The 10,182-nt window shown below is 50.3% G+C and carries 8 protein-coding genes, 1 tRNA gene, 1 rRNA gene and 1 riboswitch; all 10 genes read left to right on the top strand.

What is annotated here, in order from left to right; genetic code table 11:
* Positions 1-303 precede the first annotated feature (303 nt).
* Positions 304-380: transfer RNA gene (locus ACFPXP_RS19970), tRNA-Pro, on the top strand.
* 19 nt (positions 381-399) lie between these two features.
* Positions 400-516 (top strand): 5S ribosomal RNA (rrf, locus tag ACFPXP_RS19965).
* Positions 517-1,174: 658 nt separating this feature from the next.
* Positions 1,175-1,276, top strand: a riboswitch (purine riboswitch).
* Positions 1,277-1,480: 204 nt separating this feature from the next.
* Positions 1,481-1,975 carry a 5-(carboxyamino)imidazole ribonucleotide mutase gene (gene purE / locus ACFPXP_RS19960; protein ID WP_379896166.1) on the top strand — a complete coding sequence of 165 codons (495 nt, stop codon included), beginning with the start codon at positions 1,481-1,483 and terminating at the stop codon, positions 1,973-1,975.
* Complete coding sequence (gene purK, locus ACFPXP_RS19955) at positions 1,972-3,123, top strand: 5-(carboxyamino)imidazole ribonucleotide synthase (RefSeq protein WP_379896165.1); 1,152 nt, start codon at positions 1,972-1,974, stop codon at positions 3,121-3,123. The genes purE and purK overlap by 4 nt, the downstream gene beginning before the upstream one ends.
* Positions 3,124-3,213: 90 nt before the next feature.
* Entirely contained in the window at positions 3,214-4,509 is a 1,296-nt protein-coding gene (gene purB, locus ACFPXP_RS19950) for an adenylosuccinate lyase (protein WP_379896164.1), read from the top strand.
* A 76-nt stretch (positions 4,510-4,585) separates the two neighbouring features.
* Entirely contained in the window at positions 4,586-5,461 is an 876-nt protein-coding gene (locus ACFPXP_RS19945) for a phosphoribosylaminoimidazolesuccinocarboxamide synthase (RefSeq protein ID WP_379896163.1), read from the top strand.
* A 50-nt stretch (positions 5,462-5,511) separates the two neighbouring features.
* Positions 5,512-5,760 carry a phosphoribosylformylglycinamidine synthase subunit PurS gene (gene purS / locus ACFPXP_RS19940; RefSeq protein ID WP_379896162.1) on the top strand — a complete coding sequence of 83 codons (249 nt, stop codon included), beginning with the start codon at positions 5,512-5,514 and terminating at the stop codon, positions 5,758-5,760.
* Position 5,761: 1 nt separating this feature from the next.
* A complete protein-coding gene (gene purQ, locus ACFPXP_RS19935) occupies positions 5,762-6,451 on the top strand; it encodes a phosphoribosylformylglycinamidine synthase subunit PurQ (RefSeq protein ID WP_379896160.1) in 690 nt (229 codons plus the stop codon).
* Positions 6,429-8,684: a phosphoribosylformylglycinamidine synthase subunit PurL gene (gene purL, locus ACFPXP_RS19930; protein WP_379896159.1), complete on the top strand. Its 2,256-nt coding sequence runs from the start codon at positions 6,429-6,431 to the stop codon at positions 8,682-8,684. Before purQ ends, purL begins: the two co-directional genes overlap by 23 nt.
* The gene (gene purF, locus ACFPXP_RS19925) at positions 8,657-10,162 is read left to right on the top strand and encodes an amidophosphoribosyltransferase (RefSeq protein ID WP_379896158.1); all 1,506 of its coding nucleotides are present in this window, start codon (positions 8,657-8,659) and stop codon (positions 10,160-10,162) included. Before purL ends, purF begins: the two co-directional genes overlap by 28 nt.
* Positions 10,163-10,182: the final 20 nt, after the last annotated feature.

Genomic DNA, 10,182 nt, shown 5'->3' with positions numbered 1-10,182 from the left:
TCGGGGTGGAAGTGCAGCAATGCATGGAGCTGACGAATACTAATCGGTCGAGGGCTTATCCCATATTTTTGATTTCTACCTTAGCGTCACAACAAATACGAATCACATTTGATGTGACAATAGTTCAAAGAAATCAAAAGATACACCTTAATATGACCCAAAAAAGTGACGTGAAGCGCTGTAGCGAATTCCGATTACTTTTTCGGGGCCCATCAAAGATTCCATCAGGAATCAAAAGATCGACAACATGTTGATCAACAAGCAACCTTACACTTTCGCATTCAGTTTTGAAAGTACAATTATCGGGACGTAGCTCAGCTTGGTAGAGCACCTGGTTTGGGACCAGGGGGTCGCATGTTCAAATCGTGTCGTCCCGACCACTTTCAATATCATAACTGGTTTGGTAATAATGGCGGAGGGGAACCACGCGTACCCATCCCGAACACGACCGTTAAGCCCTCCAGCGCCGATGGTACTTGGACCGAAGGGTCCTGGGAGAGTAGGACGTTGCCAAGCCAACCTAAAGATCCGTGCATCTGCACGGGTCTTTTTCTATGTTGCTCGTCCTACGCCGTTTGGAGAGTATACGGTTTCTTCCGATCGAAGTAACTCCAACGGAGGATATCCGTGAAATAGAGGAAGAAACCGATGCCGACCTCGAAGTAAAGCGAAGAAGGATCACTCGGTGCGGAAGGACGCCATCAAGCCAACCTAAAGACCTGTGCAGATGCATGGGTCTTTTACTATGCTGCTCGTCCTACACCGCTCAGAGAGTATACGGTTTCTTCCTTTCGAAGCAATGCAACGGAGGATGTCCGTGAAATAGAGGAAGAAACCGATGCCGACCTCGTAGTAAAGCGAAGAAGGGGATGCTCGGTGCGGAAGGACGCCATCAAGCCAACTAAAGACCTGTGCAGAGACACAGGTCTTTTTTTGTCGTATGCACTAAATGTACGGAAATGGATAGTACATCGAGGTATTAGATTTGCTTGGTAACAGACACGTGCTAAAAATTGAACATTTACTCCTGTATAAGGAGACGATTATTACAAAAACATATAAAATAAACCGAACTATAGAAACTTTATATTTATTTAATGTTCGCTTTTTAACTTGACATGACCCGTAACATATTGTTAAACTAGTATTGCAAACAGCGAAATGTGAAATATAACAATCAAATAGACGAATGTCCTGTATAATATCGGGGATATGGCCCGAAAGTTTCTACCCAAAAACCGTAAATTTTTGGACTACGGGAAGAGAAGGCGTCCTTGATCGGATAAGGCGAGACATCCTGCTAAGTGCAGACGGACAAAGACAATAGATGAAGCCCCGATTTTTGGCGTCCCCATTTTTCTGTGGTTCTTAGATATAACAATGATGCCTCGGTATGGGGGGCTCGGTTCAAGGGGAGGTTACTGATAAGCCTGCCCTTTTTGTGTCTTTATACATGAGAGCATCTGATGGAGGGATAAGCGTGGCGGAACAAGCGAAAGTAGGAGTGATCATGGGCAGCAGCTCAGACTGGGAAACGATGAAGCACGCCTGTGATATATTAGATGAATTAGAAGTACCCTATGAGAAAAAGGTAGTGTCTGCACATCGAACCCCAGATCTCATGTTTGAATATGCGGAACAGGCGATATCTCGAGGTCTGAAAGTCATTATTGCGGGTGCGGGCGGTGCAGCACATCTTCCTGGGATGGTAGCATCCAAGACGGAGTTGCCTGTCATCGGTGTTCCCGTGAAATCATCCAATTTGAATGGTTTGGATTCGCTCCTTTCCATCGTACAGATGCCTGGAGGAATTCCAGTGGCTACCGTGGCGATCGGCAAAGCAGGTGCAACGAATGCAGGATTGCTGGCAGCTCAAATTTTAGGAACATCTGACCCTAATCTTACATCTAGAATTGCCGCACGCAGGGAGCGTTTGAAACAAACGGTTATGGAAAGCAGTGATCAACTTATATGAGTACGCAAAAGATATTGCCGGGAAGCACGATCGGGATTTTGGGCGGCGGACAGCTTGGACGCATGATAAGTTTAGCAGGTCGAAATTTAGGCTTTCGTTTTGCGGTCATGGATCCAACACAGGATTGTCCTTGCGGTCAGGTGGCGGATGTTGAAATTAATGCCGTGTACAGTGATGTAGAAGCAGCCGCAAGCCTGGCTCAACAGTCCGACGTCATTACGTATGAATTTGAAAATGTGGATGCCAGCGTTGCCGAGGTACTGGAGCAGACCTCCTATGTACCGCAGGGCAGCAAGCTTTTGTATACTACGCAGCATCGGATTAGGGAGAAAAAGGCGATTGAGCAAGCCGGTGCGAAGGTAGCTCCATATTTTGAGATCCATAGTCTTCAGCAGTTGGAGAAGGCAGCTAAACAATTTGATTATTCCTGTGTTCTGAAGACGGCGACGGGTGGTTATGACGGCAAAGGACAGTGGGTGATCCGAAGTGAACAGGATGTGATCCCCGCGTATGAAACGTTAACCCAAGCGGGTACGGATCTTGTCCTTGAAAAGTTTATCCAGTTTGAGCTGGAGCTATCCGTTATTGCAGCGCGAAATCCAGCAGGGGAAGTAAAAGCATTCCCGGTAGCAGAGAATATCCATGTCGATAACATTCTTCATCTATCGATTGTTCCGGCCCGTATAACTCGGGAAATTGCCGCTAAAGCGGAACAAATGGCGCTGAAGATAGCGGAAGGAATGGATGTCATTGGTCTTATCGCCGTGGAAATGTTCCTGACCCGAGACGGAGAGATCTACGTCAATGAATTGGCGCCAAGACCTCACAATTCCGGACATTATACGATGGATGCCTGCAAAACATCGCAATTCGAGCAGCATGTGAGAGCGATCTGCAATTTGCCGCTAGGCCAGACCGATCTTTTGACGCCAGTCGTGATGGTCAATATTTTGGGTGAACACGTTCAGCCCGTTCTTGAATGGATGGAAGAAGGACAGCCAATCGATGATTCATTAACGGCGAAGATTCATTTTTACGGTAAAAAGGAAGCGAAGACGAAACGGAAAATGGGGCATATCAATTTGCTCGGCAACAGCGTAGACGATGCCATCCGTTGGGTGGAACGCTCGGGCATTTGGAATTCCTGATGGTCTACCGTGCATTCGCTCCTAAAATGGACTACGATAAGATAGAACGGGCCTTGGCCCGACCAATATAGAACTCTCGGAGGTAACCCAATGATCGAAAGATACACAAGGCCAGAAATGTCTGCGATTTGGACGGAAGAGAATAAATTTAAGGCATGGCTCGAAGTGGAGATTTGCTCCTGTGAAGCATGGTCCGAGCTTGGCATCATTCCAAAAGAAGACGTGAAAAAAATTCGTGAGAATGCGACCTTCAACATAGATCGAATTTATGAGATTGAGCAGCAAACACGTCACGATGTAATTGCTTTTACGCGCGCGGTATCCGAATCGCTAGGCGAGGAAAGAAAATGGGTTCATTACGGCCTGACTTCCACCGATGTCGTGGACACGGCTTTGGGATATCTGCTTAAACAAGCGAATGAGATTTTGGAAAAAGACCTGATCAACTTCATTGATATATTGAAAAATAAAGCGAAAGAGCATAAGCATACGGCGATGATGGGCCGGACGCACGGTGTTCATGCAGAACCGACGACGTTTGGACTCAAAATGGCGCTTTGGTATGAAGAGATGAAGCGTAACTTAGACCGTTTCCGCGAGGCGGCAAAAGGCGTAGAATTCGGTAAAATTTCCGGTGCGGTAGGAACGTACGCGAATATTGATCCGTTCGTTGAGCAATATGTATGCAAAAAGCTGGGTACGTCACCGGCTCCGATTTCGACACAGACATTGCAGCGTGACCGTCACGCCCACTACATGGCAACACTTGCTCTGATCGCGACGTCGATGGATAAATTCGCGACGGAAATTCGTGCGCTGCAGAAGAGCGAATTTCGAGAAGTGGAAGAGGCGTTCGCGAAAGGGCAAAAAGGAAGCTCCGCGATGCCGCATAAGCGCAATCCGATCGGCTGCGAAAATATTTCCGGTCTGTCCCGCGTCATCCGAGGGCATATGGTTTCCGCTTATGAGAATGTACCGCTGTGGCATGAACGCGACATCTCCCACTCTTCTGTAGAAAGAGTCATTCTGCCGGATGCGACGATGCTGCTCAACTATATGCTGAATCGTCTGGGCAATATCATTAAGAATTTGACGGTGTTCCCTGAAAATATGAAACGGAACATGGAGCGCACCTACGGCGTACCGTTCTCCGGACGCGTGATGACGAAGCTGATCGACAAGGGCTTAAGCCGCGAGGAAGCATACGATACGGTACAGCCTAGAGCGATGCAGGCTTGGGAGACGCAGCAGCATTTTAAGGAGATTGTACTGAATACCCCGGAAATTACGAAGCATCTGTCGGTAGAGGAGATTGAAGACTGCTTTAATCCGAGCTGGCACTTGAAGCATGTGGATACGATTTTTGAACGTTTGGGCTTGAACTAAGACAAGCCTGACCATAGAGAAAAGGTATTACGGCACAACCGCCGACTTCCTTAAGAGAGAGGAGCCCGCACAAAAGATGACCGCTCTAACCACTGCAGCCGAACTCGTAAAAGCGCCGCTGCTGTATAAAGGAAAAGTTCGTGAGCTATATGATCTAGGGGAACATTTTTTGATCGTGGTCACGGATCGCATTTCAGCCTTCGATTATATTTTATCGCCGGCTGTACCGGATAAAGGGAATGTACTGAACACGCTCAGCGCATTTTGGTTTGAGAAGACCTCGCACCTCATTCGAAATCATGTCGTTCATACCGATGTGACGAAGCTGAGTGATGTCATTCCATCTCCTGAGCTGATGAAAGACCGCGTTATGGTGGCCCGCAAAGCCGAACGTATCGATATCGAATGCGTCGTTCGCGGTTACATTACCGGCGGCGGCTGGAGACAATATCAGACAACCGGCGAAGTGAACGGACATAAGCTGCCCGAAGGCATGCGAAAAAATGAAAAGCTGGCTCAGCCGCTCTTCACACCTGCCGCGAAGAATGATCAAGGACATGACGAGGATATTTCCATCGAGGAGATGGAGCGCAGAGTCGGCAAGGAGCTTACCGCCGAGCTGCAGGCAAAAAGCTTGGAGCTGTACGCATTCGCAAGAGATTACTGTGAGCAGCGCGGCATTATTTTAGCGGATTGCAAGTTTGAATTCGGCATCTTGGATGGACAAGTCATCCTCATCGATGAGCTGTTTACACCGGATTCCTCCCGTTTTTGGGATCATGATGGCTATGCGTTGGATATTGAGATCGACAGCATGGATAAAGAACCGGTACGGACGTATTTGGCCGGTACGGATTGGGATAAGAACAGTCCGCCGCCGCAGCTCCCTGCCGAAGTGGTGGCAGAGACGACGTCCCGTTACCGCGAAATCATGAAACGTTTGATGAAATAAAGACATCAGCAACTTTAAATCACATGTGAGGAACGAAGGAGGAACTACCGATGATTAAAGCAACGGTATATGTAACGATTAAACAAAGCGTGCTCGACCCGCAAGGCAATGCCGTTCAAGGTGCTCTGCATTCGATGGGATTTCAGGAAGTTGGCCAAGTGCGCGTAGGTAAATATATGGAACTTACTTTGAATACAACCGACCGCAGAGAAGCGGAAACAAGATTAAAGGAAATGTGTGAGAAGCTATTGGCCAATACGGTCATCGAAGATTATCGCTTCGAATTGGAGGGCCTATAAAATGAAATTTGCGGTGCTCGTCTTTCCCGGCTCGAATTGTGACGTGGATTGCTACAAGGCGGTAGAAGAGACAATTGGGGAATCGGTGGAATACGTTTGGCATACGGAGACGGATCTTTCCCGTTTTGACTGCATTATCGTACCCGGCGGATTCTCTTACGGAGACTACCTGCGTTCCGGTGCGATCGCTCGTTTTGCTCCGGTCATGAATGCGCTCGTGAAAGAGGCGGAAGCCGGAAAATATATTTTAGGGATTTGCAACGGATTTCAAATCTTATTGGAGTCAGGACTGCTGCCGGGCGCGATGCTTCGCAACCAAAGCTTGAAGTTCCGCTGCCACAGCTCGAATCTGGTTGTGGAGAACAATCAGACTCCGTTTACAAGAGACTATGCGGCAAAAGAAGTGATCGACATTCCGATCGCTCACGGAGAAGGCAACTATTTCTGTGATGAAGCGACGCTGGAAGAACTGAAAGCCAATCAACAGATCGTATTCACATACGAGACGAACCCGAACGGCTCGTTGCTCGATATCGCAGGGATTTGCAACCGCGAGGGCAATATCGTAGGGATGATGCCTCACCCGGAACGCGCAGTGAATCAAATTCTAGGTTCCGAGGACGGTAAACGGATGTTTACTTCAATTCTGAAAACTTGGAGGGAAAAACATGGCGCAGCAGTTAGCAGCTAAAGAACCGACACCGGAACAAATCGCAGACCTGCAAATATACAAGGAGATGGGCGTAACGGACAGCGAGTACAAGCTCATCTGCGAGTTTATGGGTCGGAAGCCAAACTACACCGAGATCGGCGTATTCAGCGTCATGTGGTCCGAGCATTGCGCGTACAAAAATTCGAAACCGATTCTGAAGCGATTCCCTGTAACGGGTCCCCGCGTACTCATGGGACCGGGTGAAGGTGCTGGGATTGTAGACATTGGCGACAATCAAGCGGTCGTATTTAAGATCGAAAGCCATAACCACCCTTCGGCCGTAGAGCCGTATCAAGGCGCGGCAACAGGCGTCGGCGGTATTATTCGCGACATTTTCTCGATGGGCGCACGTCCTGTCGCTTTGCTCAACTCCTTACGATTCGGCAAGCTGTCCAGCGAAAGGGTGAAATACTTGTTCGAGCATGTCGTATCGGGGATTGCAGGATACGGCAACTGTATCGGGATCCCTACCGTCGGCGGCGAAGTGATGTTCGATGAAAGCTATGAGGGGAATCCTCTCGTCAACGCGATGTGCGTGGGCATTATTGATCACGATAAAATTCAGCGCGGTGTCGCTCAGGGCGTAGGCAACCCAGTGTTCTATGTCGGTCCTGCAACCGGACGCGACGGCATACATGGTGCAACGTTCGCCTCTGAGGACTTGACCGAAGAATCCGAAGCGAAGCGTTCGGCGGTACAGGTCGGCGATCCATTCATGGAGAAGCTGGTCATGGAAGCTTGTCTTGACTTGATCAATTCTGGAATCGTACTTGGCATTCAGGATATGGGGGCAGCAGGCTTAACGTGTTCCAGTGCGGAGATGGCGAGCAAAGCGGGCAACGGGATGGATTTGTACTTGGACGAAGTGCCTCAGCGTGAAGAAGGCATGACGCCTTATGAAATGATGCTTTCCGAGTCTCAGGAGCGGATGCTGTTCGTCGTTGAACCGAACAAAGAAGAGCAGGCGAAGGCGATCTTTGAGCGCTGGGGACTGACCTGCTACAAAGTGGGTAAAGTAACGGATACGGGACGTCTGAAGCTGTATCATCAAGGCGACGTTGTAGCTGATATGCCGGTTAAAGCGCTCGTTGATGAGTGTCCGGTTTATAATAAGCCATCCGAGGTGCCAGCTTATTATGAGCTGAACGCAAGTGTCGATACTGTTGGTTATGCGGAAGTGGTCGACTTAGACGATGCACTTCGCAAGGTGCTGGCATCTCCAACGGTGGCAAGTAAGGAATGGGTCTATAACCAATATGACCATATGGTGCGTACGAGTACGGCTGTACGTCCTGGCTCGGATGCAGCGGTTGTGACCGTCCCTGGCACACGCAAGGCGCTGGCGATGACGACCGATTGCAACGGCAGATACGTGTATCTGGATCCTGAAGTCGGCGGCAAAATCGCGGTCAGCGAAGCAGCGCGCAACATCGTCTGCTCCGGCGCGGAACCGCTGGCGATTACCGACAATCTGAACTTCGGCAGTCCAGAGAAGCCGGATATTTTCTGGCAGTTGGAAAAAGCGGCAGACGGTATTTCCGAAGCTTGCCGTCAGCTGGATACCCCGGTCATCGGCGGTAACGTCAGCTTGTACAACGAAAATGCCAAGGGTGCGATTTACCCGACGCCAGTCATCGGTATGGTCGGATTGGTGCAGGATGTCGACCACATCACGACCCAAAGCTTCAAAGCAGAAGGCGATGTGATCCTGCTGCTCGGCGATACGAAAGCGGAACTCGGCGGCAGCGAATTCCAATACATTGTACACGGCGTAACCGAAGGCAGACCTCCGCAGCTCGATCTTGATGTCGAGAAGAGATTGCAGCAATCGGTATTGACGCTCATTCGCAAAGGATACGTGGCATCGGCACACGACTTGTCGGAAGGCGGATTAGCTGCCGCATTGGCGGAATCGTGCATCAGCGGAGGGCTCGGCGCGAAGGTTCAGTTCCGTACGGAGCTTCGCACGGATATCGCATTGTTCAGTGAAAGCCAATCCCGCGTCATTCTCACGGTAAAACCAGAGAATGCAGCGGAAGCGGCTGCATTCCTTAAAGAGCAAGGCGTTCCCGTTCAAGAAATCGGTGTGGTGACAGGAAGCGAATTGAATATCCAAGTGAACGATAAGCAGGCGGTGAACAGCTCCGTCAGCGATCTGGAAAGCGTATGGAAGGATGCGATTCCATGTCTCATGGGCAGCAAGACAAATTAAAGCAGCAGCTGTGGACAGGCGACTATTACAATGAGGGCGTGACCCATGATCACGATGGGTTTTTCGATAAATTGAAGGAAGAGTGCGGCGTATTCGGGGTGTTCGGTCACCCAGAAGCCGCTCATCTTTCTTATTACGGTTTGCATGCGCTGCAGCACCGCGGGCAGGAAAGCGGCGGGATCTGCACGTCGGATGAAGAGGAATTCAACTATCATCGCGGTATGGGACTGGTCAAGGAAGTATTCACAAACGAGAGATTGCAGGAGCTGAAAGGCTCGAACGCTATCGCGCACGTTCGCTACTCGACTTCTGGGGAGAGCAAGCTGGCGAATGCGCAGCCGCTCGTATTCAAATACCGTGAAGGCGACTTGGCCGTTGCGACGAACGGCAACCTGCACAACGCGATGGATATTCGCAAGCGGCTGGAGCGGCTCGGCTCGATCTTCCAGACGTCGAGCGATACCGAAGTTGTGGCGCATCTTATTGCGCGCTCTCCGTATGATCAGCTCGAAGACGCGGTGAGAGAAGCGCTTCGCGAGGTGAAAGGAGCGTATGCCTTCTTGTTTATGACAAGAGGCAAGCTCATCGCGGCACGCGACCCGAACGGCCTTCGTCCGTTCGTGATGGGCAAGCTCGGCGACGCGATCTTGTTCGCTTCCGAATCGTGTGCGTTCGATGCGGTCGGAGCGGAATATATCCGCGACGTACAGCCTGGTGAGCTGCTCGTGCTGGATCAAAACGGCATGCGCGAGGAGCGGTTTGCATCGAAGCAGCGCCAGTCAGTGTGCGCGATGGAGTATATTTACTTCGCCCGTCCGGACAGCGATGTGGACGGTATCAATATTCACTCTTCCCGCAAACGGATGGGGAAGGTGCTCGCGGCGGAAGCGTTCGTCGATGCCGATGTGGTGACCGGCGTGCCGGACTCCAGCATCTCGGCGGCGATCGGATTCGCGGAGCAGACCGGTATCCCGTATGAGCTCGGTCTCATTAAGAACCGTTATACGGGTAGAACGTTCATTCAGCCCAGCCAAGAACTGCGTGAGCAGGGCGTGAAGATGAAGCTGAGTGCTGTACGCAAAGTCGTAGAGGGCAAGCGCGTTGTCATGATCGACGATTCCATCGTACGGGGGACGACCAGCTTGCGCATCGTCAATTTGCTCAGAGAAGCCGGGGCGAAGGAAGTGCATGTGCGCATCAGCTCGCCGCCATTCATGAACCCTTGTTTTTACGGCATCGATACGCCGAGCCGTAATGAGCTCATTGCCGCTCAGAAATCAGTGGAGGAAATCCGTCAGGCGATCAATGCGGATTCGATTCATTTCTTGAGCAAGGAAGGGCTGCTGGAGGCGATTGGTTCGGACAGCACGGATAAAAACAGCGGAATGTGCCTGGCATGCTTTGACAACGATTATCCTACGATGGCAGATACAAGTGAAGGAAAGAGCTCAGAGGGGTTAGTGGAATCTACGAAGTAACGGATGAGTTGGAGGGAAAA

Origin of the sequence: Marinicrinis lubricantis, from assembly GCF_042658665.1 — a bacterium.
Classification (GTDB): Bacteria; Bacillota; Bacilli; order Paenibacillales; family KCTC-33676; genus Marinicrinis; species Marinicrinis lubricantis.
This window is presented reverse-complemented; position numbering and strand designations above follow the sequence as displayed.